This window comes from Cutibacterium modestum (assembly GCF_008326345.1).
Classification (GTDB): Bacteria; Actinomycetota; Actinomycetes; order Propionibacteriales; family Propionibacteriaceae; genus Cutibacterium; species Cutibacterium modestum.
In genome coordinates, this window is sequence record NZ_BJEN01000004.1 from 123,318 (window position 1) to 145,711 (window position 22,394).

General features: G+C 59.6%; 18 protein-coding genes and 3 pseudogenes. 16 read left to right on the forward strand and 5 right to left on the reverse strand.

Annotated elements, in window-relative coordinates:
• Positions 1-206 precede the first annotated feature (206 nt).
• From F1563_RS12145 to gdhA, 10 genes and pseudogenes are all read left to right on the forward strand, one after another.
• Complete coding sequence (locus tag F1563_RS12145) at positions 207-3,509, forward strand: endo-beta-N-acetylglucosaminidase (protein WP_002546423.1); 3,303 nt, start codon at positions 207-209, stop codon at positions 3,507-3,509.
• Between the two features lie 322 nt (positions 3,510-3,831).
• A complete protein-coding gene (rpsB, locus tag F1563_RS12150; protein WP_002527014.1) occupies positions 3,832-4,683 on the forward strand; it encodes a 30S ribosomal protein S2 in 852 nt (283 codons plus the stop codon).
• 34 nt (positions 4,684-4,717) lie between these two features.
• Positions 4,718-5,530: a translation elongation factor Ts gene (gene tsf / locus F1563_RS12155; protein ID WP_002527013.1), complete on the forward strand. Its 813-nt coding sequence runs from the start codon at positions 4,718-4,720 to the stop codon at positions 5,528-5,530.
• A gap of 180 nt (positions 5,531-5,710) precedes the next feature.
• Complete coding sequence (gene pyrH / locus F1563_RS12160; RefSeq protein WP_002527012.1) at positions 5,711-6,427, forward strand: UMP kinase; 717 nt, start codon at positions 5,711-5,713, stop codon at positions 6,425-6,427.
• Between the two features lie 32 nt (positions 6,428-6,459).
• A complete protein-coding gene (frr, locus tag F1563_RS12165; protein ID WP_002527011.1) occupies positions 6,460-7,014 on the forward strand; it encodes a ribosome recycling factor in 555 nt (184 codons plus the stop codon).
• 12 nt (positions 7,015-7,026) lie between these two features.
• Positions 7,027-7,890 carry a phosphatidate cytidylyltransferase gene (locus F1563_RS12170; RefSeq protein WP_002527010.1) on the forward strand — a complete coding sequence of 288 codons (864 nt, stop codon included), beginning with the start codon at positions 7,027-7,029 and terminating at the stop codon, positions 7,888-7,890.
• A 96-nt stretch (positions 7,891-7,986) separates the two neighbouring features.
• The gene (locus F1563_RS13755) at positions 7,987-8,148 is read left to right on the forward strand and encodes a hypothetical protein (protein ID WP_002527009.1); all 162 of its coding nucleotides are present in this window, start codon (positions 7,987-7,989) and stop codon (positions 8,146-8,148) included.
• A complete protein-coding gene (locus F1563_RS12175) occupies positions 8,142-8,798 on the forward strand; it encodes a disulfide bond formation protein B (RefSeq protein WP_002527008.1) in 657 nt (218 codons plus the stop codon). The genes F1563_RS13755 and F1563_RS12175 overlap by 7 nt, the downstream gene beginning before the upstream one ends.
• Before the next feature lie 45 nt (positions 8,799-8,843).
• On the forward strand, positions 8,844-10,088 hold the full coding sequence (gene rlmN, locus F1563_RS12180) for a dual-specificity RNA methyltransferase RlmN (protein ID WP_002527007.1): 1,245 nt from the start codon (positions 8,844-8,846) through the stop codon (positions 10,086-10,088).
• 82 nt (positions 10,089-10,170) lie between these two features.
• Positions 10,171-11,508 (forward strand): annotated as a pseudogene (gdhA, locus tag F1563_RS12185) (NADP-specific glutamate dehydrogenase).
• Between the two features lie 69 nt (positions 11,509-11,577).
• On the opposite strand, the pseudogene F1563_RS13760 reads toward gdhA, so the two are convergent.
• Both F1563_RS13760 and F1563_RS12195 read right to left on the reverse strand, forming a co-directional pair.
• A pseudogene (locus F1563_RS13760) lies at positions 11,578-11,944 on the reverse strand (hypothetical protein); the annotation flags it as partial.
• A pseudogene (locus F1563_RS12195) lies at positions 11,941-13,120 on the reverse strand (serine hydrolase domain-containing protein). The pseudogenes F1563_RS13760 and F1563_RS12195, both read right to left, overlap by 4 nt.
• 101 nt (positions 13,121-13,221) lie before the next feature.
• Here F1563_RS12195 and dxr point away from each other — a divergent pair.
• The 6 genes from dxr to F1563_RS12230 all read left to right on the forward strand — a co-directional run bounded on the left by dxr (position 13,222) and on the right by F1563_RS12230 (position 19,523).
• Complete coding sequence (gene dxr / locus F1563_RS12205; RefSeq protein ID WP_002527001.1) at positions 13,222-14,445, forward strand: 1-deoxy-D-xylulose-5-phosphate reductoisomerase; 1,224 nt, start codon at positions 13,222-13,224, stop codon at positions 14,443-14,445.
• The gene (locus F1563_RS12210; RefSeq protein ID WP_002527000.1) at positions 14,442-15,722 is read left to right on the forward strand and encodes a M50 family metallopeptidase; all 1,281 of its coding nucleotides are present in this window, start codon (positions 14,442-14,444) and stop codon (positions 15,720-15,722) included. Before dxr ends, F1563_RS12210 begins: the two co-directional genes overlap by 4 nt.
• A 153-nt stretch (positions 15,723-15,875) precedes the next feature.
• The gene (locus F1563_RS13765) at positions 15,876-16,016 is read left to right on the forward strand and encodes a hypothetical protein (RefSeq protein WP_002526999.1); all 141 of its coding nucleotides are present in this window, start codon (positions 15,876-15,878) and stop codon (positions 16,014-16,016) included.
• A gap of 518 nt (positions 16,017-16,534) precedes the next feature.
• Positions 16,535-17,272, forward strand: coding sequence for a TenA family protein (locus F1563_RS12220; RefSeq protein ID WP_149302709.1), 738 nt, complete (start codon positions 16,535-16,537; stop codon positions 17,270-17,272).
• A gap of 228 nt (positions 17,273-17,500) precedes the next feature.
• Complete coding sequence (ispG, locus tag F1563_RS12225; protein ID WP_172623719.1) at positions 17,501-18,682, forward strand: flavodoxin-dependent (E)-4-hydroxy-3-methylbut-2-enyl-diphosphate synthase; 1,182 nt, start codon at positions 17,501-17,503, stop codon at positions 18,680-18,682.
• A gap of 1 nt (position 18,683) precedes the next feature.
• On the forward strand, positions 18,684-19,523 hold the full coding sequence (locus tag F1563_RS12230; RefSeq protein ID WP_002526995.1) for a GNAT family N-acetyltransferase: 840 nt from the start codon (positions 18,684-18,686) through the stop codon (positions 19,521-19,523).
• A gap of 368 nt (positions 19,524-19,891) precedes the next feature.
• On the opposite strand, the gene F1563_RS12235 is transcribed toward F1563_RS12230, so the two are convergent.
• The 3 genes from F1563_RS12235 to F1563_RS12245 form a co-directional block, all read right to left on the reverse strand.
• Positions 19,892-20,173 (reverse strand): hypothetical protein, encoded by a 282-nt coding sequence (locus F1563_RS12235; RefSeq protein WP_002526993.1) that lies wholly within the window; start codon positions 20,171-20,173, stop codon positions 19,892-19,894.
• A gap of 189 nt (positions 20,174-20,362) precedes the next feature.
• Entirely contained in the window at positions 20,363-21,190 is an 828-nt protein-coding gene (locus F1563_RS14460; protein WP_007433525.1) for a trypsin-like serine peptidase, read from the reverse strand.
• Between the two features lie 336 nt (positions 21,191-21,526).
• Positions 21,527-22,384: an anchored repeat-type ABC transporter permease subunit gene (locus F1563_RS12245; protein WP_002526991.1), complete on the reverse strand. Its 858-nt coding sequence runs from the start codon at positions 22,382-22,384 to the stop codon at positions 21,527-21,529.
• Positions 22,385-22,394: the final 10 nt, after the last annotated feature.

Consider the following 22,394-nt stretch of genomic DNA (forward strand, 5'->3'; position numbering starts at 1 on the left):
CACAAATTCGAGCCGCCGGGTGACGAAGATGTGTCAATCGTCGGTCGGTGAAGGACTGGTAGTTGGCGGGGGAGTCTGAGGTGACGAGGACGGTTCGCTGGCATCTGATGCGAATCTCGTCAGAATTGTGACACACAATACGGACCTTGACACACCGTACTAATACGGTTTAGTTTATTGCTACTTTCACTGCCGAAAGGACCGTTATGAAGCGATCACTTATTGCCGTGCTGGCCGTCATCGTTGGGCTCGTAGGGATTATCGGGTTGGGGCCAACTGCGAAGGCTGACGACAGCGTCGCTCCCATAGGGAATCGTGTGCTGGCATCGGCCCAGCCGCGCAATGCTGGTCATCGTCTGCAAGACATCCGTACCTGGAGCCCGCGGACCGATCCGTACGCCCCATATCTGCGAGCGCAGGTGCCGCTACAGCCGCGTATCGCCCGTGACCCCAGTACCCAGATTCACCGCAACCTTGACGGTAAGGCCGAGGTCATGCTCATGCAGGGCGACTACGGCAACTCCTTTTTCGGGAACTTCCGTGCTAACGACGGATTCGCCAACAACACCCTCAACTTTTGGCAGTACGCTGATTACTGGAGTCCATGGCATGGGTCCGCGACAGCTCGGACCCCCGAGGCCCTTTATGATCCGGCCACCAGCGACTGGCGCACCCGTAACTTTGAGTTCGGCATCGTCGACATCCCGAACCCTGCTTACACCAATGCCGCTCATCGCAACGGTGTCAAATCCATCGGCACGATCTACTTCGACCCGGCCTTTCGCCCTGGCCTCACCTTTGACGAGGCCTTCGATAAGGATCCCAATTCTGAGGGTTACATCATCGCTAAGAAACTGGTCGAAATGGCACGCTATTTCGGTTTCGATGGGTACTTCCTCAATGAGGAAGAAGGCAATCTTCGGGATCCTCGGTTCAAACCTTTCATGAGCTATCTCACGTCCAAGGGTCTCTACACGCAGTGGTACACGAATTCCTCTGGTGACTTCTCGGCATCGAAATCCAACCTGCTCGATCACGGCAAGATCATGGACTCGGTGTTCCTCAACTACACGTGGCCAGGATCTCAAGACCAGTCGGTTGCTAGCGCAAAGGCCACCGGATACGACCCCCACAAGTCGCTCTTTTTCGGGGTTGAGGCTAACCAGGCACGATTTGACGGCAACCACCCCTCGGCCTCCCAGCTTCCGAGCCTCTATAGGTCTGCCGAGGACCACAGTCCCAAGGCGTCGATCGCTCTCTTCACCCCGAGTGACATGTACCAGCGCGGGTTGGCCGACGACGTCAAGCCTAAGAGCGTCAGCAAGACCCTCCCGCTGTTCCAGCAGGATCCCTACCAATGGATGGTTGCTGAACGTGAGCGGATGTATTTTTCAGGGGTGACGTCTAACCCTCGGGATACCGGATCACATCCAGGGCATTCCCGGCCCGAGGTTGGTGTCAAGGACTCCTCCTCGTGGGTGGGGGTGGCCGATTTTACCCCGGCCAGATCGGTCATCTCGGGGTCGCACTTCCACACTGACTTCAACACCGGCCACGGCATGCAGTGGTACCAAGATGGTGAGGCATCCAACTCGAGGCCGTGGACCAACATAGATTCCCAGTCGATCTTACCGAGTTGGCAGTGGTGGATTGACACTAAGGGTTCCCGGCCATCTGTAGACTTCGACTACGGCCCCACCGAACAGCGGAAGGACGTTAACGGTGCCTCGGCCAAGACTCCTTATCGGCAGGTAGGGGCCTGGCAAGGAGGGTCGTCTCTCGTCGTTTACGGCGACGTGAGCGGACCGGCAACATTGAGGCTGTTCAAGACTCGATTGGCGGTGAACGGCACGACCACCATGCCGATCACCTTCCGTAAAGGTTCGGTAAGCGGAGGCGTCATGAAGGTTGCCCTCGTCTTCGCTGACAACCCGGGGAAGGTCGTCACCGTCGAGATTCCCGACAGCGCCACCCCTGGCCGGTGGCGCACCTCTACCCTGCATCTCGGGAGGTTTGCAGGACGGACTATCACCACGATCGGTCTCCAGTTCGGCCCCGCATCCGACTACCAGATGAATGTCGGTTCGATTTCGGTGCGCGACGGAGCCACGGCACCCCAGGCCCCCAGCCAGGTGAAGCTGGACAAGGTGTATGACGACGGACAGGCCGTCTTGTCGTGGCAGACCAAACCCTTCGACGAAGTGTCCGAGTATGTCTTGGACGCAACTGGCCCCGACGGCAAAACTGTCCATTTGACATCGGGATATACCAACCTGGCCTACGTCAAGAAGGTTTCCGACACCAGCGGCAAGGTGACCTTCAAAGTGCGTGCCGTCGGTCACGACGGTCAGACGTCGAAGCCCGCGACCGTGGTCTACGACTACTCGACCCAACCGCGTCACATCAAGGTGACCGAGGCCCCGACGGTCTCGAAACTGCTCACCGAGGCCGCCAAGCCGGACAAACTCGACGTGTCGTGGGACACGAGGGGTCTCGACGGGACGTGCCGTATTGACGTTCGTCTTGTTGACATTGCCCCAGGGAACATCGACAACCAGCCGTACGGCCTAAACGTTCCCTGTTCCCAGGGATCGGCCACCGTGCCAGTTCCTGTGCGCGAGGGATATCCTTATGACCTGACAATCAGGGCCGATGAGGGTCAGGGGCTGTCATATCGGGGCCGCACCCACGACTCGTGGGCTGCCCCAGTGACCCTCGACGACATCGTCGTTGAGAAGAATCGTTCCGGGTTCCACATGCGTAACCTCACCTCACCCGACTGGTACCTATTCAACCTGGCGTGGCAGGGGTCGGACGGCAAATCTTTGGCAATCAGCAAGATTCGTCGCGGCGGATCGGTGCGCGGTGAATGGGGAGCCCGTCCCACCACCGATGATCCGACGGCCTTCCGCCGCTTTCCGACAGCCGACGGGACGCTCACGACAACGGTCACCGATTATGCTGGAAACACGACGGTACAGAGGTTCACTGTAAAGGATCACGATCTGGTGTCACCGACCGCCAAGCCGTCATTCACGGTGAAAGGCAACGCTACACAGAAGGTCATTGTGGGCAACACTATCGATCCTGTCACCGTTACAGCCAGCGGGGCGGCGCCAGTGTCGTGGCGTATCCGCGAAGCCCTACCCAATGGACTGTCATGGCGAAACGACATGTCCGGGGATGGGTTGACGCCGCTGAAGGGGACTCTGTCGGGCAGCCCGACCGCTCCAGGGATGCACAGGATCGTCGTTGAGACGACCGATTTATACGGCAATACTGCTAGCCAGGATATTGTCGTAGTGGCTGTGGCAGCCCCGGTTCCCCCGTCTGCGGTACCGACGTCAACAGGCTCGTCCATCCCGACGCCGACTACTCCAACCGTGACTGCTTCTGGCACCGTGGCGACGATGGATACGAGTGGTCCGTTGGTTGAGAAGCTAAGTTCGCGTTGGTTAGGCACCGCGCAGGCACAGCACCCCAGGAGGTTGCCTACCACCGGCTGCTGACGGGGCGTTTGATGCCGAGAATGACGTCGGCGTGACGGCGACGCTAGGTGATGACATCGACGATCGTCACCCAGCACCGTTAATTCTGGAAAGTGTGCCGCTGTGAATTGGCCCGTTCCTTGTCCGACGTCATAGACTAGCTGTGCAGTCCGGACCGCTTCGGGCTGACTTCGCATGCATCGACGTCACAGACGACCGGACGTCCACGGTCTTGCCACGGCAGGCGGACGAACGGTGATGCATCAGGAGGTGACGCATCCGGCGTTATCGTTCAACCATTTGGCATATCTGTGTGGTGTGCCCAGAGAAGGAAGGACACGGCATGGCCGTCGTCACTACTCGCCAGCTCCTCGAGAGCGGCGTCCACTTCGGACACCAGACCCGTCGCTGGAACCCGAAGATGAAGCGCTTCATCTTCACCGAACGCAACGGCATCTACATCATTGACCTCCACCAGTCGCTGACTTACATCGACAAGGCATACACCTTCGTTAAGGAGACCGTTGCCAAGGGTGGCCAGATTCTCTTCGTCGGCACCAAGAAGCAGGCCCAGGAGTCCATCGCTGAGCAGGCCACTCGCGTTGGTATGCCTTATGTCAACCAGCGTTGGCTTGGCGGAATGCTCACTAACTTCCAGACCATCTCGAAGCGCATCGCCCGCCTCAAGGAGCTTGAGGCCATGGACCTCGACAAGGTTTCTGGCTCCGGTCTCACGAAGAAAGAACTGCTCATGCTCTCCCGTGAGAAGGACAAGCTGGAGAAGGACCTCGGCGGTATCCGCGATATGCCGAAGGTTCCGCAGGCCGTCTGGATCGTCGACACGAAGAAGGAGCACCTCGCCATCGACGAGGCTCGCAAGCTCAAGATTCCAGTCGTCGCCATCCTCGACACCAACTGTGACCCCGACGAGGTCGACTACGCCATCCCGGGTAACGATGACGCCATCCGCTCGGTGTCCCTGCTGACGCGCATCGTCGCCGACGCCGTCGCTGAAGGCCTCATGGCTCGCTCGGCTGGAAAGTCGGGTGAGCAGACTGCTGAGGCTGAGCCCATGCCCGATTGGGAGCGCGAGCTTCTTGAGGGAGACGACGCCAAGGCTGAGGATAAGAAGACCGAGGACAAGACTGAGGCCAACAAGGCTGATGAGGTCCCCGGGGCCGAGAAGTCTAACTGAAGTACGCCCACGTCTAGACAGGACTGAGATATCTATGGCTATTACTGCTGCTGAGGTCAAGAAGCTGCGCGACGCCACTGGCGCCGGCATGATGGACGCCAAGAAGGCCCTCACTGAGGCTGACGGCGACTTCGATAAGGCCGTTGACATCCTGCGTGTTTCTGGCGCTGCTAAGGCTGCTAAGCGCTCCGACCGTGAGGCCAGCAACGGACTGGTTGCTGCCGCTGGCTCTTCCCTGGTGCACATCGGCTCTGAGACCGACTTCGTCGCCAAGAACGAAGAGTTCATTGCTGCTGCTAATGAGATCGCTGAAGCCGTTGAGAAGGCTGGGGCTGACTCCAAGGATGCTGCTAATGCTGCCGTCCTGGCTGATGGCACCGCCGTTGGTGACAAGCTTGGTGAGCTTGCTGCCAAGATCGGTGAGAAGATTGAGCTAGCTAACGCCGCTCACTTCGCCGGTAATGCCCATGTCTACCTACACCGGCGTTCCCAGGACCTTCCCCCGCAGGTCGGCGTCATGGTTGAGTACGAGGGTGACAATGCTGAGGCTGTCCACGGCGTCTGCCTGCAGATCGCGGCCATGAGTCCGCGCTGGCTGTCCCGTGACGATGTCCCCGCTGACGTCGTCGAGCATGAGCGCACCGTTGCCGCTGACATCGCCCGCGAGGAGGGTAAGCCCGAGAAAATCATCGACCGCATCGTCGAGGGTCGTTTGGGTGGCTTCTTCAAGGAGAACTGCCTGCTCGATCAGCCTGCCATCTCCGACGACAAGAAGACCATCACTCAGACCCTTAAGGCTGCTGGCGTCACCATCAAGCGTTTCGTTCGCTTCTCTGCCGGAGAGTGATGTCATCCCCAGACAGGGGATGATGACCGCATCGTGACCACGCACGGCCCCACCGAACACGGTGGGGCCGTGCGTGTGTTGAGATGAATGACAGTCGCGGCCAGGCGAACTGCGGTGGTGGCCGTGGTCGGGCTAAGCTGGAGCGACGCATCCCGCGTCAATGTTCGCCGACCAGGAGAGATGATGCCAGAGCGCTACAACCGAGTCCTTCTCAAGCTGTCCGGAGAGGTTTTCGGAGGGGGGGGAATCGGTGTTGACGCCGATGTCGTGTCCGCCAAGGCCCGCGAGATCGCTGAGATCGCTAATAGCGGTGTCCAAGTGTCCGTCGTCGTCGGCGGAGGGAACTTCTTCCGAGGAGCTGAACTCCAGCAACGCGGTATGCAGCGTGATCGCGCTGACTACATGGGCATGCTCGGCACCGTCATGAACTGCCTTGCCCTACAGGATTTCTGCGAGAAAGCTGGCGTTAACACTCGCGTCCAGACCGCCATCACGATGGGCCAGGTAGCCGAGCCCTACATCCCCCGCAAAGCCGAGCGTCACATGGAGAAGGGGCGAGTCGTCATCTTCGGGGCCGGGTCCGGGATGCCGTACTTCTCCACCGACACCGTTGCGGCCCAGCGTGCTTTGGAAATCGGCGCCGATGCGCTCCTCATGGGTAAGCAGGGGGTTGACGGCGTCTACGACAGCGATCCCAAGACGAATCCGAACGCCCACAAGTTCGACGAACTGACCTACGATGAATTCCTGTCGCGTGATCTCAAGGTCGCCGACGCCACTGCCGTCGCCATGGCCAGAGATAATGACCTGACGATGGTCTTCTTCAACCTTGAGATACCAGGCAATATTGGCCGCGTCATCAATGGTGAAGACATTGGCACCACTGTCCATCGCTGAACCATCGAGACATACCAAGAAAGGACAACACAGTGAGCGACATCATCAAAGACGCCGAGAAGAAGATGGGGTCAGCGGTCGGTCATGCTCGCGAGGAGTTCGCGGCTATTCGCACGGGGCGCGCTAACCCCGCCATGTTTAATAAACTCATGGTCGAGTATTACGGCACCCCAACCCCGTTGCAGCAGCTCGCTAGCTTCCAGGTTCCAGAGGCCCGCACCGTCCTCATCGCGCCGTTCGACAAGAGCTGTGTCAACGACGTCGAGAAGGCCATTCGGGATTCCGACCTAGGGGTTAACCCCTCCAACGATGGCAACGTGGTGCGTTGCGTTCTTCCAGCCCTGACCGAAGAGCGCCGCAAGGAGTACATCAAGATGGCCAAGACGAAGGCTGAGGAGGGGCGTATCGCGGTCCGCAACATCCGTCGCGCCAGCAACGACGTTGTCAAGAAGCAGGAGAAGGACAAGGAGATCTCTGAGGACGAGATGACTCGCCTGGAGAAGGAGCTCGACCAGGTCACCCGCAAATACGTTGAGCAGATTGACGAATTGCTGAAATCCAAGGAGAGCGAACTCCTCGAGATCTGATCAGATTCCAAGGTGGGCAAGCCCCAGAAGAAGACCACGGCCACACGGACCCCACGTGCCGGCCGTGATCTTCCTGCTGCCATTACCACGGGCCTCGTGCTGTGCGGCGCCGTCATTGGCACCGTTGGGTGGTGGCATTGGGGTTTTGTGTTGCTGATGACCTTAGCCCTCATGGCCGGGGCTATTGAGCTTCATCGGGCGATGACTCGGTTGGGTATGGACTCCGCAGTTGTGCCGATCTGCGTCGGCACCGCAGTGATGGTGATCGGGGCATATGCGGCCTCGACCTTGAACCTTCACATCTTGCCCAATACCTTCCTGGTGGCGACGTTAGGAGCGACAACAGTTGCCGCAATGGCATGGCGCCTGCCACGTGGCTCAGATGGTTTTGTTAAAGACGTTGCTGCCAGCCTTTTCACCATCGCCTACTTGCCATTGCTCGGTTGCTTTGTTCCCCTCATGATGGGCGATGATGGCGGTAGCCGCCGCATTGCCACGTGGATACTCAGCATTGTCGCCTCTGACACCGGTGGATACGCCGTCGGGGTGCTGTTCGGCAACCACAAAATGGCCCCGAGTATTAGCCCTAAGAAGAGCTGGGAGGGTTTTGCCGGGTCTATCATGACCGCAGCCCTCGTCGGATGGGCCTGCCTGGGAGGATTGTTGTCGGCACCATGGTGGGCCGGGATTCTCCTCGGCGTTGTTCTAGCCCTCACCGGTACTGCGGGAGATCTCGTCGAATCGATGATTAAACGTGACGCCGGCATTAAGGACATGTCAAACTTCCTGCCTGGTCACGGTGGAATCATGGACCGGCTCGACTCGGTGCTATTTTCCGCGCCCTTTGCCTGGCTCGTCATGTCCCTCGTACTGTGACCGTGGTCGCCAGATCGACCCACCGTGAGCTCCACCAAGAGTCAATGATATATTGACTTTGAGAAGTAGCTATTTAGGTGTAGGCGAGGTCCGAAGATGGACATCATTATCATGGTTCTCATTGCCGCATTGGTGCTGGCAATGATACTGCGTGGTGTCAAGAGATCAGTATTCATTGTGTCTGTCATGGTGATCGCAGGGCTTTGCGTGATTCTGTTGTCGTTGCACGCGACGAGTGATCTGGGGCTGTCATGGTGACAAACAACGAGATAAACCCCGAGAGCCAAACGGTGTCGGATGCGGACCGAACCCTGCCTGGAGCAGGACGGGTGTTGCCCACCATGAGCTTCTGGGGAGCAAACCTCTTCCTGCTGGCCTACGTTGGGGTTCTGGCGGGTGGATTCATCGTGCAATTCGGGTTGCACGAATACCCATGTCCGCTGTGCATGCTTCAGAGATATTCGATGATGCTTGCCTGTCTCGGGCCGCTATACATCATTGTGCGTACCCGGCGCGGTTCTGTGACGATATCGGATTTTTGTATGGGCTATGGCGTGTCGATCCTTTCGGCGATCCTTGGCGGGGCGGAATCAGCACGTCACATATTGTTGCATATTCAACCGGGGGATCCCGGATATGGTTCCAAGGCGTTGGGGCTGAGCACCTATACTTGGGCTTTCATTACCTTTGTCATCGTCATCGCATTCTGTGGTGTCATGATGACCTTCGCTCCATGGCTGACCCCTCGCGGCGTCAAGACCCATGCCTTGTCCGCCGTCATTATGTGGCTGTTTGCCCTCATCGTCGTGGCCAATCTCGTCATGATCGTCTTTCTTGAAGGATTCCACGTCCTTCTGCCCGGTGATCCGGCTTGCTACGAGCTGGTGCAGAACTGTTCGCCGAGATGACGCCGCTACACCTCTTTAGCAGACGTCGACTCGTGTGGCTGAATAATGGCAGCCGGGGATAATGGGAGCGTGAAATCATCGACTGGAAGCACCGTCAGCACGTCAGGTCTCGTCCTGCCCTCCACGCCGCTCGCCGAGCCGGGCAAGGAGATGCCAGTCGTCGTCAATACCCCGAGTCGTGCGAAGCCCCCTCGCCACTGGATTGATCTGAGCGTCGAGGAGAGGGCACAGGCCGTCAAGGATCTCAGTCTGCCAGCTTTCCGTGCTCGGCAGATCTCCGCCCACGTCTTCGAGCGGTGGGAGGTTGACCCGACTCAGTGGACTGACTTGCCGAAGGCTGCCCGTCAGGAGATCGCTGACGCCTGGTTTCCGGCCTTGTTGACCGAGGTCTCCCGGCAGTCCTGCGATCGCGGCACAACCGTCAAGACCTTGTGGCGGCTGCATGGTGGGGCTTTGGTTGAGTCGGTGCTCATGTACTACCCAGCCACCCGTCACTCCGCGGCTCGCACCACCTTATGCTTGTCGTCCCAGGCTGGTTGCGGTATGGCCTGCCCGTTTTGTGCCACCGGTCAAGGCGGTATTCAGCGCAATATGTCTACCGCCGAAATCGTCAGCCAAGTGTTGGCGGCTAATCGCCTTATTGCGGCGGGGGAGATTCCCGGAGCGTCCGGACGCGTTCATAACATCGTCTTTATGGGCATGGGTGAGCCGATGGCCAACTACCGTTCGGTGCTCACTGTCATCCGTACGCTCACCGCCGACGGTCCCGACGGTATGGGGATGAGCGCCCGGGCCCTCACCGTGTCGACGGTCGGCCTGGTGCCGCGGATCAAAGCCTTGACTGAGGAGAGGATCCCGGTCACCCTCGCCGTCTCCCTGCATGCCCCTGACGACGAGTTGCGTGACGAGCTCATTCCGGTCAACCGTCGCTGGAAAGTCGACGAGTTGCTCGACGCCGCCTGGCACTACGCCGAAAAGTCTAAGCGTCGCGTTTCCATCGAGTACGCTCTCATGAAAGACATCAACGACCAGGCTGACCGCGCCGCGGTGCTGGCCCGTCAGATCCGTCGTCGCGGCGATTGGACGTGGGCCCACGTCAACCTCATCCCCCTTAATCCCACACCGGGTTCTCGCTGGACGGCTTCGCGTCGCGAGGATCAGGACGCCTTCGTCGAGACGCTGGAGCGCTGGAAGATCCCGGTGACAGTGCGCGATACCCGAGGCTCTGAAATCGATGGTGCCTGTGGCCAGTTGGCAGCTGTGGGACGGTCGGAGGGGCTGGGCAGCTAAAGGCTCGTGGCGGCCCCGGTGGCAGTCCCGATGTGGCCCGAGTGTCACAATCGTCCATACGGAGTACAAGGGGGGTCACCGTATGGATAGCCAACTCGAACGTACCTACGAGGCGGTGTTGCGTCGCAACCCGGGAGAGGCCGAGTTCCATCAGGCTGTGCGGGAGATTTTTGAATCTCTCGGCCCGATGCTCGACAAGAATCCGCGGTACGTCGAAGCGGCCGTCTTGTCGCGCATCTGCGAACCGGAACGCCAGATTATTTTTCGCGTGCCGTGGGTTGACGACGAGGGCAGCGTGCGCATTAACCGTGGTTTCCGAGTGGAATTCTCCTCGGTGCTGGGGCCGCATAAAGGTGGTTTGCGATTCCACCCCTCGGTGTACCTAGGAACGATTAAATTCCTTGGCTTTGAGTAGATCTTCAAGAATGCACTGACCGGCATGCCGATTGGTGGCGCAAAGGGTGGGGCGGATTTCGATCCCCATGACGCATCCGAGGGTGAGGTCATGCGATTCTGCCAGTCTTTCATGACCGAGCTCTACCGTCACCTCGGCGAATACACTGACGTGCCAGCTGGTGACATTGGCGTCGGCGGTCGTGAGATCGGATTCCTCTTTGGCCAGTACAAACGCATCACCAACCGCCATGAATCCGGTGCGCTCACCGGGAAAGGACTCACCTGGGGCGGGTCTCTGGTGCGCACTGAAGCCACCGGATATGGCTTGGTTTTCTTCGTCCAGAGAATACTGGCGACCAACGGCAAGTCATTGGACGGCCTGCGAGTTACCGTCTCCGGGTCGGGAAACGTCGCCATCTACGCCATCGAGAAGGCCCAGGACCTCGGAGCCACCGTTGTCGCATGCTCAGATTCCAGCGGGTACGTCGTTGACGACAAGGGCATTGATGTCGCCTTGCTGAAGCAGATTAAAGAGGTTAAACGGGCCCGTATTTGCGAGTATGCCGCTCGACGCGGATCGGCTACTTTCCGCTCCGACGGATCGATTTGGGATGTTCCCGTCGACGTCGCCCTGCCCTGCGCGACCCAGAACGAGCTCGATGGACAGGCTGCCGACACCCTCATTCGCAATGGTGTGGTCGCCGTCGCCGAAGGTGCCAATATGCCCTGTACCCCTGAGGCGGTGCACTCCTTCCAGGATGCCGATGTCATTTTCGCCCCGGGTAAGGCATCCAATGCGGGCGGCGTGGCTACCTCTGCCCTCGAGATGCAGCAGAATGCCGCGCGGGATTCCTGGGATTTCGACGCGACGCAAGCCAGGCTGCAGCAGATCATGGCCGACATCCACGACCGCTGTATCGAGACCGCCGACGAGTACGGTCATCCCGGCGATTACGTCATGGGCGCTAATATCGCCGGGTTTACCAAGGTGGCCGACGCCGTCATTGCAATGGGTGTCGTCTGAGCGTCTCCACAGCTTCTTCGACGGTATCGACGTATGGTGCGGGCGGTCCCGCAACATGCTGTGCAGCAGTGGCCAGGAGGCGACGTCAAGGCCAGACCCACGGGTGACGTCGGCAGCCCCAACGATCCTGCGCAACCGGTCAAGGGACTTGTCGAGCAGGTTGGATGGGCAGGCAGCTCTCAGGCAGGTCGCCTCCATCGCTCCCGGGCCGCCCCCGGTCACGACGAGATGGCCAGTAGTAGCCAGGGCGGTCGAGATCGGTTGCCAGCCGGATAGGGGATTGAGCAGCCTAGGAAGATTGTCGTAGAAACATCGCAACGATGAAGGGGTTGCTACACCCGGTGAGGTCGACTCCCTGGACGACCTGACCAGCGAGATCAGGAGCGGCTACGCGCAATCGGTCGACCGTCTCGATCTCAATGTGGTTGGTGCTCATCGTCGCGGCTCCGGGTGAACGAGGCCCAACAACCCGCGGGGGTCGAGCGGTTCGGCGTCCCACTCGACTGTCGTCCGGTCTGGAGCCATCCGCAGGGTAAGCGCGTGCGGGGTACAGATGACGCACAGCCGGGCAACGAAGGTGCCGTCGTGCCAGCCGCCACTGGCTGCGATGTCGAGGGAGTCGCTGCCGATAGGGCAGTGGGAGGTCCGCCATTCGTCGTAGCCAATGGCCACGTCTAGGGCAACGTCCTCAGCATTGGCGGGGCTGGCCGGGATATGCCACGACAACCCCCAGCCCTGCTGATCGCTGCATGGTGTCACGACGACGTGCGAGCCGTTTTCAACGATGCCCTGCATCGGTCTGGTCGGGTTGAATTCGCCTGTCACGATCGGGAGGGTACGCACGACCTCCTTGGGCTCGGGATCGAGTCCCTCGGCCAGGGCCGGCAATAGGTGGTCCCAAACAGTCTGAAGGATGATTTGCTTGTCACCAGCCCCCTCGCCGACGTCATTGGTCATGACGACGACGGCGTCGACCTCAGGGATGATGAGAGCGAACTGGCCGAAGGCGCCGTCAAGACGGTACCCGTGGCTCGACATCCAGGTCTGCCAGCCGTAGCCCAGCCCCCACTCCGGCCCGGTCAGGCCGTCGGATTGGATGTGGCGGACTCGGTGCTGCGCTATCCACTCCTCGGGAAGCAGCCGAGTGCTGTCATGGATGCCGTCGTCAAGCAGCAGCTGACCAAACCGGGCCAGGTCCTCGGCGTCGATGTACAGGCCGCTAAATCCCAACGGAATGCCGTCGGTATCGCGAGCCCAACAGTGTGGTCCACGCCCGAGTGACTCCAGCACTTCCCGGGTGATGATGGCGTCGATGTCGGCCCCGGTATGCTCGCGGACGATCCGCGAAAGTATCCAGGTACCCAAATTGTTGTAGGCGAAGTCGACGCCAGGGCGACCGACAGGCTCGGTGGCGAGCCACAGGCGCGCGGTATCCAGAAATGCCGACAGCGGCTGAGGTGAATGTCTTCGAGCAGGAGTACACCAGACTCGGGACGTCGGAGCTCCTAGGGGCCCAGCGACGCTGACCGTGCTGGCGGACGATGAGCCGGCGCGGGTGCGCCTGAATCTGCTCGAGCGCGTCTGCGATGTCATCGAGAACGCTGTCAGTCATGGGTTCTACTTTAGGGCCACCGACTGCTTGAAGAAGGCCGCACCAAGGTCCGATTCGACGTCGAATCGGACCTTGTGGGAGCAGCGTGACAAACTGGCAGGGTGAAGAAGGTCATCATCCTCGGCTCCACCGGATCGATCGGAACGCAAACCCTAGAGGTCATCTCGTCGCGTCGTGACCAATTTGAGGTTGCTGGCATATCGGCAGGCGGCTCGGATGTTGGCTTATTCGCTCAGCGGATTCTTGATTTCTCTATTCCCGTCGTAGCCATCGCTCGCGAGGATGCTGCTGAGGAGCTTCAACGAGCTTTGACCGTGCAGGCTGGATCACGGGGCCTTGCCGTGCCTAATCCTCGGATCCTTACCGGCCCGGATGCGTCGACGCAGCTAGCCGCCATGCCTGCCGATGTCGTCTGTAATGCCATTTCTGGTGCGGTCGGTTTGCGTCCGACCCTCGCTACTTTGGCTGCAGGGACCACCTTGGCCCTCGCGAACAAAGAGTCGTTGGTCATCGGTGGCAGGCTCGTCACTCAGGCGGCTGGCCCAGGGCAGATTGTTGCCGTGGACTCTGAGCACTCCGCCTTCGCCCAGTGCTTGCGTGGAGGCGGGCACAACGAGGTGCGTCGCCTCGTTCTAACAGCATCCGGGGGGCCCTTCCGTGGTCGTGACCGTGCCTCCCTGGTCGACGTCAGCGCTACCGATGCCATGAAGCACCCCACCTGGGATATGGGCCGGGTCATCACCATCAACTCGTCGACTCTGGTCAATAAGGGCCTGGAGTTGCTCGAGGCGGCCCTGCTTTATGACGTTGACCTTGACGACATCACCGTCGTCGTCCACCCTCAATCCATCGTCCACTCTATGGTGGAGTTCTGGGATGGTGCCACCATTGCTCAGGCTTCACCGCCCGACATGAAATTGCCGATCGCTCTGGGGCTGTCGTGGCCGGATCGCATTCCCGACGCGGCTGCCGGCTGCGACTGGTCGACGGCCATCCAGTGGACCTTCGAACCTCTCGACAACGAGACCTTCGGAGCCGTCGAACTGGCCCGCCGCGCCGGTCATGCTGCGGGTACCGCACCAGCCGTATTCAATGCCGCTAACGAGTCCTGCGTCGACGCCTTCTGTGATGGACGCATCGGTTTCCTCGACATCACCGATACTATTGCCGAGGTCCTTGACGAGCACCTTTCTGATGACGAGAACGACGATCCGGGTGCGCGACACGTCGGTGACGAGGCCCTCACCCTCGATGCCGTGCTGGCCGCCGACGCCTGGGGCCGCCGCCGCGCTGCCGAGGTGTGTGCCCGGGGGATTCTCCAGTGACAGTTGTTATCGAAGTGCTGGCCGGGATCGTCTTCTTCAGCCTCATCATCCTCTCCGTGTTGCTTCACGAGTGTGGCCACTTCATCCCGGCGAAGATCTTTGGGGTTAAGGTCACCGAGTTCTTCGCTGGGTTCGGGCCGAAAATATGGTCGTTCACGCGCGGGGAAACGGAATACGGGTTCAAGTGGATCCCGCTGGGGGGTTATGTGCGCCTCGTTGGGATGTACCCCGCCACGGTCCACCACCATCATGGCAACCGGCTCACCAAACTCGCCGATGAAGCGCGCGCTGCCGAGGCCGAGGACATCACTGGCGCCGATCGGGGCCGATTGTTTAGCGACAAACCGGTGTGGCAGCGGCTTATCATCATGAGCGGTGGGATCCTTACCAATCTGCTCCTGGCTTTCCTGCTGTTCTGGGCGGTGTTCGGCATTCACGGCCGAGCTGCTCAGACGACCACGGTTGCCGCAGTCACTCCATGCGTCCACTCCTCTCAGATCAGCGGCCCGTGCCCCTCAGGAGACCGTCGTGCACCGGCTGCCGAGGCTGGTGTGCAAGCGGGGGATCGCATCGTTTCTTTTAACGGTCGACAGGTGGATTCCTGGTCCCAACTTCAGGAGTTCATCCGTGATAATGGTGACGGCGAGGCGCGTCTTGGGGTGAAACGCCACGGCGATGCCGTCAGCCTCATGCCCACGCGCACCCTTGTCACCGAGGTGCCTGACCTTAACAATCCAGGTCGCACCGTCGAAGCGGGGTACCTGGGTGTCAGTCCGACGATGGTCGTTGTTCATTCCGGGCCAGGCGATACCGTCTCCCAGATGTGGACGATGTCGAAGCAGTCGCTAAGCGCGTTGGCAAGGCTCCCAGTTTTGACCTGGAACGTTGCCTCCGACATGGTGACCGGAAAGGCCCGCGACGCTAACAGCCCGATGAGCATCGTCGGAGCCTCCCGGGTGGCTGGGGATGTCGCCGGTAACTCCCAGCTGACCATGGGCGACAAGATCGCCACCGGAGCAAGCCTGTTGGGCGGCCTCAACCTCTTCTTGTTCTGGTTCAACGTCGTCCCACTACCACCTATGGACGGTGGGCATATCGCTGGAGCCATCTATGAGGCATGCAAGCGGGGCCTATTCAAACTTGCCGGAAAACCGGATCCTGGCCCAGCGGACACCGCAATGATGCTGCCGGTGGCATGGACAATCGGGGCACTCATGCTCGTTATGGGGCTCATCCTCGTCGTGGCAGATGTCGTATCGCCGGTAAAAATTTTCTAATCGTCGCTCCGCGCCTATGAATGAGCTGTAAATTATCGCTCACAGTGCGGGAATTTTTGGTGAATTGACGGTGGCAAGCATTCCTGTACTCATGTCGAGCGCGACAAGGTGACGCGTGAATGCTCTCCGAGGTGGGGATTCGTATGACCACGAATGTCTAGACGCATCTTGGCAGGTCTGACTAGCACCGCCATGATCCTCGCGGTTCAGCCTGCGCACCCTGATCTGGTGGTTGCCGACCATGTCGTCATCAATGAGGTTTATGACGGTGGCGGTAACTCCGATGTCACCTAGATCCACGATTTCGTCAAATTGTTGAATCCCGCCTCCTCGGATATCTCCGTCGGAGGTTGGAAAATGGAATACCTCACCGCTAAGGATAGGGTTGACAATACCTGCACTCTTTAAGGTAATGCCAAAACCAGTGAATATTTCTTATGCAAGAAGTCAAGGCCTTGCCAGCTCCGGATGCTGAGTGCGCTGCGTCCGTGCGCGACGACCGGCTCGGTGCGTCTGAGCAACGTTTCCGGTGCGGCACAATAGCTAGTCGGGTTACGGGGCTGTGTCGGCCATAGAGACGAAGGCTAGCCCTGCTCCGTCAAGTACGACGTCGATCGGGCGACGCAACGGAGTCGATACCGACGACAGCTCCAGCGACTTTACGGTCGGTGCCCCACGACCTGAAGGATTCGCTTATCAAAGTATCAAAGCCGGCAATAACCGCCCGGCTCACCCGCCGGCTGTCGGGGGCAATGTCAAACTCGCTAGCCCATGGACGGTGCGCATGCACCTGGTAGTGCCACGATCGAGATATGAATACTTCCACACCATCTCCTGCCCCACTTGCCACCGCAGGCATCACTGTGGCTCCGAGCGGACGCGTAGCCGGGCTATCTGCCAGACGCTCTGAGGCCTGGACCAAAGTGATCAATCACCGATTCGTCAACGAACTCTTCACTGGGCAACTCGGCGATACACAACTAGCCCACTACATTATCCAGGACAACCAGTTCTTTGTTCCCTTCCTGGAGTTGCTGGGTGAGGCACTCGTCCATGCCGACACCATGGAGGCAAAACTGGTTTTCGGACGTCAGTTGGGCATGATCTGTAGTGAGGAGTCAGGCTGGTTTGAGGCTACCTTCGATGAGCTTGGAGTGTCCCAGACCGACCGTGCCCATCCGCACCTGTCGGAACCCACCCGTTCCTTCGAGACCCTGATGCGTGAGGCCGTTGGCACCCACCATTACCCCACGGTGTTGGTGCTGTTGGTGGTGGCAGAAGGTCTCTACCTTGATTGGGGCTCCCGCACCCAGGCTCCGGAACCAGGGGCTGATCTTCCCAACAAATTCCTAGAATGGGTGGATCTGCACCGAGGCGAGAAGTTCCACACCTGGGTGCAATTCCTGGTTGATGAACTCGAACGCGCTTCGGACCAGGCAGATATTGCAGAACTTACTCGGTTCTGGGATACGGCAGTGGACTTGGAACTGGCCTTCTTCGATGATGTGCCATTCCCGTTCGAGGGCTGGACAAGCTCGTCAAAAAGGTGAGATAGGTCAAGGATGGCCGGATTTGTCCACGAACTGGGCTCCCGAGAGCTCCAATTAACCCCTGACCCCCTCAGCAATGACCAAAACCTCCAGAGGCACAAAATTGTCACAGTTCGGCAGCATTCACCGAATCCGAATGTCCCACAGCGCAACCTCAGCGGTGACGACAAGCCGGCGGGACGTGTGCTCGCTGCCAGCGTCACCACTGTGGCGACGGTGGGTGACACAATGGACACGACAACCCGCGATTTCAGGAGCGACACGTCAATGACCGTGAACCTGGGCATGCCTACCCCTCCCGTCCCGACCTTGGTCCCCCGTCGCAAGACGCACCAGATCAAGGTGGGAGATGTGCTCGTCGGCGGTGACGCACCCGTCTCGGTGCAGTCCATGACAACCACGAAGACCCACGACATCGGCGCCACTTTGCAGCAAATCGCGGCACTGACCGCTGCTGGCTGTGACATCGTTCGCGTCGCATGTCCAACTGATAAAGACGCCGAGGCGCTGCCGATCATTGCCGAGCAGTCTCAGATCCCGGTGATCGCTGATATTCACTTCCAGCCGAAGTATGTCTTTCAGGCGATTGAGGCCGGCTGTGGCGCGGTGCGCGTCAACCCCGGCAATATCCGCAAGTTTGACGACCAGATTGAATCGATCTGCAAGGCGGCCACCGAGCACGGCACGAGCATCCGCATCGGTGTGAATGCCGGATCCCTCGACAAGCGTCTACTCGATAAGTATGGAGCGCCGACCGCTGAGGCCATGGTGGAGTCGGCACTGTGGGAGGCCAGCCTCTTCGAACAGTACGGATTCCGGGATTTCAAAATTTCGGTGAAACACCACGACCCGGTCGTCATGATCCGTGCCTACGAACAGCTTGCCGCACAATGTGACTATCCGCTCCATCTAGGCGTTACCGAGGCGGGTCCGGCCTTCCAAGGCACTATCAAGTCGGCGGTGGCCTTCGGGCATCTTCTTACCGAGGGCATCGGTGACACTATCCGCGTCTCCCTGTCGGCTGATCCGGTCGAGGAAGTCAAGGTTGGTGTCAAGATTCTGGAATCACTCAACCTGCGTCCCCGTGGTCTAGAGATCGTCTCCTGTCCGTCTTGCGGACGTTGCCAGGTGGACGTTCTCTCGCTGGCCAATGACGTTACCGATGCCCTTGAGGGGATTGACGCTCCGCTGCGCGTCGCCGTCATGGGATGTGTCGTCAACGGGCTGGGAGAAGGCCGCGAGGCTGACCTAGGTGTGGCCGCCGGCAATGGCAAGGGCAAGATCTTCAGACACGGCGAGGTCATTCGTACCGTCCCGGAGAATGAGATTGTCACCACCCTCGTCGACGAGGCGAATCGAATGGCCGAGACCATCAACGAGACCGGGAAACCAGAAGTCGCGGTTTCCTGACGTGTTCACCAGGGTCAGGGCCCTTGATGACACCGACGTGGCCCAGGTCACTGAATTTCTTCAACAGGACCCAGTGGGCAACCTGTTCCTGCTGTCACGAATTCAGGCCAATGGTCTGGACCGTGGCAGGCTCGGATGCCCCGTCGTCGGGGTGGTGCGGTCCCACGAATTGCAAGGGGTGCTTCACCTTGGTGCCAACGTTGTACCCGTGTCATACGATGACTCGACGATCGAGACGTTAGCCTCCAGGATCGGTCCTTGGCGCACGTCGTCGTCAATGATGGGACGAGCAGAACCAGTCCTGGCGTTGCACCGGATTCTGTCTGAGCGGTATCCGCGGGCATGGGGGAACCCTCGTGAGATGCGAGCTCACCAGCCGTTATTGGAGTTGCAAAAACCCTCGCAGGTCGGGCCAGATCCGCGCGTCGCCACCGTAGCGATGGAACATTTTCAGGCCTACTTTCAGGCCGCGGTGGCGATGTACACCGAGGAAGTCGGAGTCAGCCCGATCGAAAGCTCCGACGGCTACATGCGCCATATGCGTGTCCTCGTTCAGCAGGGCCGTTGTTTCGCCATCGTTGACGAGGGTGGAACGGTGCGGTGGAAGTCTGACATTGGCGTCGACTGGCGTGCATACTGTCAGATCCAGGGGGTCTGGATGGATCCGGCGTGGCGGGGAAAAGGGCTCGCCGATGCCGCTATGACGGCGGTGTCAGAGCTATGTCAACGTCGATACAAGTCAGTATCCCTCTACGTCAACGACTTCAATGCTCGAGCGTTGGCGATGTACAACACTGTCGGTTTCCGTCAGGTAGGAGAAATGGCCACCGTGCTCTACTGAAGGTCCGCGGACCCCGCCTCGCAGACACCAGGTGAACGCTTCTAGCAGCAGGGTAGCCATGCACGTCTTGTTCGATACCGGCTCTGGAATCGGTGTGTGACAACGCTGTCGATGGCGAGCAACCTGAGGCGAATGGGCGTCCACCACGGACGCCTGTGAGTGAGTCCTGGTGTTGCGTGAATGTGTGGTGGCGGATGACCTTGAAGATATGTGAGAAGATCGCACATCCAGCCGAGCGCTAAAATGCGGAGCGGGCCGCCAGTACCCGAGCTGGCAGGGCCGAGGCCACCGTGTGAAACACTCCAGTGGGTCGTTGACCGCCTACAGCCGTCCGCAGCCTTAGAAGTTGGTGATCGGTAACGACGCTTTTACCTGGCGGATTGGCGAACTTTCCTGTCGTTGAGCGGTTGGTTCAGATTGACGGTGGTGGTTGTGGTCAGGGCGATCGCCTGGCACTCGGTACTACTGGGAAGGGCTCCTTCCGTGAGGTCGATCGTGACATCTTGTGGCGTTTCGGTGACAGTGGCATGAATGCCAGTACACGAAGCCGGGCCTGTGAGGAAGGTGACTTCGATCGTGGTTGGTGTGGATTCGCGCCATGAATCCCAGGCCAGCGCGCGCGGCGATATCAGGTCGTCGCGTGAAGTCATAGTTTGAGGGGGTGCGGTACTTGTCTGAACTGGATGCGTGGCGGTGGACCCCCGTCCGGGGACGAAGCGGAGCGTGAGCATCCTGTGAGAACAGCTCCAACCAAAATTGCTCCGATCAGTATCCCGATATTTCGCGTGATCCACCGCTTTGGCATTACCAGTCTCCGTTGATTGCGTCTTTCATCGTCTTCATATCATCATGGAAACGTCGAAGGCATGTGAGCCGTTCCAGTACATTCCGTGGCCACCAACTGCGTCGACGATACGGGGGTTGCTGTCGCCCCCGTTGTTCAATGTGGCCATACCGACGTCATGGGTGAGGTCACTATTATTAATCCACGCGTTGAAGGTGCGCAATGTATGTATAGTCCAGATTCCCACGGGGTCTGGATCGGCATTGCGGTTGTTGTAGTTGGGGACGAATACGACATTCTGCCTCCATGCACCATCGTCATAGACGCAATGGCTGGCCGTGATGATGACTCGTTTCGTGTCAGTGTTCAGCGCTGAGGCTGCGCAGTATGCGTTTTCTTTACCGTAGCCGTTGAAAAAGAGTTTCCCATTGGTGTTGAGGAAATTGGTGACAGGCGTTGCAAGAGGGCTACTCGCTGTGTCGCGGTTGGGGATGAGGATCGTTCCTTCAGAGCATGTCGTGGGAGTGACCGTTTCCAACGGTGGTGCCGGTGGTGTTGATCCCTCTGGAACGGTCGGTGTTGCTGCCGAGTCCTCATGAGATTGATCTATTGCGGTGTCAACCGTCGCGGATTCGTAGGGGACCGCAGTAGCGAGGCGCTCAGGTGTCCAGTAGGCGAGTACTTTCGCATCTTGGGCAGTTAGATCTGCCGTCTCGTCATCTGACTTGGAACGGGGAGTGATCTCTGCCGCAGGGCGGCCGAACGTGGTAGGAGCGACGACGGCTGTCGACGAACTTGCGGAGACGCTGTCTGGGATCTCCGGTGTTGGTACGGCCGATGCCAATGATGTGGCTGACAGGAATAGGACGACCGCTGAGACCAAAATTGCAAGGGGATGGGTATGTTGCGGAACTGGGTCATGTTGATCTCTCCCAGGGGTGAAGGGACAGGTAAGGCAACGGGATGGGCACGTCCGTCAAGACCCAACACCTATGGACGCACGCGGGCGAGACGTCCATATCGTGTGACTACAAGCACGCGATGTGCTCATATCACAGAAAAATATAGCTTCATGACGGCGCGTTGGCCAGACACCGACGAGGCTCATGAACAGTTCCTGCGTAGTGGGGACCTGACAATGGGGCACCACGTGGAGTGCTCGTCATGCACATTGAAGTGGTGTACGGCGGGAATGGGATGGGCAGGAAGCACAGGCGCCTCAGGCCGTCCTGCGCCGCATTTCCCCGAGCAGACCGCGCGGTGCGACGACCCAGCACAGGAGGAACACCGCCGTCGCCACGAGGACGATCGTCCCGCCGGCCGGAAGATCGATCGACCACGACAGGTACAGGCCCACCAGGGCACTGAGGCCGCCGATGACCGGAGCCAGGACCATCATCCGACCCAGTCGGTCGGTGAGCAGGCGGGCCGTGGCAGCCGGCGTCACCAGCAGGGCCAGCACGAGGACGTTGCCGATGACTTGGACCGAGATGACGACGGTCATCGTCACGAGGACGTAGAGCAGCAGGTCGAGGGCGAAGACGGGCATGTGGGTGGCCCGAGCGGTCTCCCGGTCCAGACCGACGGTGACGAGCTCCTTGTGCAGTGCTCGCTCGGTCAGCAACACCAAGGCTCCAGTGACGCAGACGATGACGATGTCGTCGTTGGTGATACCCGTGATAGATCCGAAGAGAAACTGCTGCAGGGAACCCGAGTACCCAGGTGCCCTAGAGATGATGACAATTCCCAGCGCGAAAGCCCCCGCAAAGAGAATGCCGATGACGGAGTCCTCCTTGAGGCGTCGATTTTGTGAAACGATCGCCACCAAGATTGCCGTCACCAGACCAGCGATAGCCCCGCCGAGCAGGAGAGACCCCTGCATCAGGAAGGCCACCGCAAGTCCTGGAAACACCGAGTGGGCTACTGCGTCGCCGATAAAGGCCATACCTCTCAGCACGACGTGCGAGCCAATGACCCCGGCGACGATCGAGCACACGGCTGCAACTAGCAGGGCTTTAGGCAGGAAGACCAGCAGGGGATTGGTGAGATCAGTGAGGAACTCCCATGGAGTGAGCATTGTTGGATCC

Bases quoted from the DNA above. Each gene is read 5' to 3' on its own strand.
- F1563_RS13765 (WP_002526999.1), top strand. From the start codon at position 15,876: ATGTCTAGACGCATCTTGGCAGGTCTGACTAGCACCGCCATGATCCTC.
- ispG (WP_172623719.1), top strand. From the start codon at position 17,501: ATGGACACGACAACCCGCGATTTCAGGAGCGACACGTCAATGACCGTG.
- tsf (WP_002527013.1), top strand. From the start codon at position 4,718: ATGGCTATTACTGCTGCTGAGGTCAAGAAGCTGCGCGACGCCACTGGC.
- F1563_RS12220 (WP_149302709.1), top strand. From the start codon at position 16,535: ATGAATACTTCCACACCATCTCCTGCCCCACTTGCCACCGCAGGCATC.
- F1563_RS12145 (WP_002546423.1), top strand. From the start codon at position 207: ATGAAGCGATCACTTATTGCCGTGCTGGCCGTCATCGTTGGGCTCGTA.
- F1563_RS12235 (WP_002526993.1), bottom strand. From the start codon at position 20,173: ATGACTTCACGCGACGACCTGATATCGCCGCGCGCGCTGGCCTGGGAT.
- pyrH (WP_002527012.1), top strand. From the start codon at position 5,711: ATGATGCCAGAGCGCTACAACCGAGTCCTTCTCAAGCTGTCCGGAGAG.
- F1563_RS12175 (WP_002527008.1), top strand. From the start codon at position 8,142: ATGGTGACAAACAACGAGATAAACCCCGAGAGCCAAACGGTGTCGGAT.
- rpsB (WP_002527014.1), top strand. From the start codon at position 3,832: ATGGCCGTCGTCACTACTCGCCAGCTCCTCGAGAGCGGCGTCCACTTC.
- F1563_RS13755 (WP_002527009.1), top strand. From the start codon at position 7,987: ATGGACATCATTATCATGGTTCTCATTGCCGCATTGGTGCTGGCAATG.
- rlmN (WP_002527007.1), top strand. From the start codon at position 8,844: ATGGCAGCCGGGGATAATGGGAGCGTGAAATCATCGACTGGAAGCACC.
- F1563_RS12245 (WP_002526991.1), bottom strand. From the start codon at position 22,384: ATGCTCACTCCATGGGAGTTCCTCACTGATCTCACCAATCCCCTGCTG.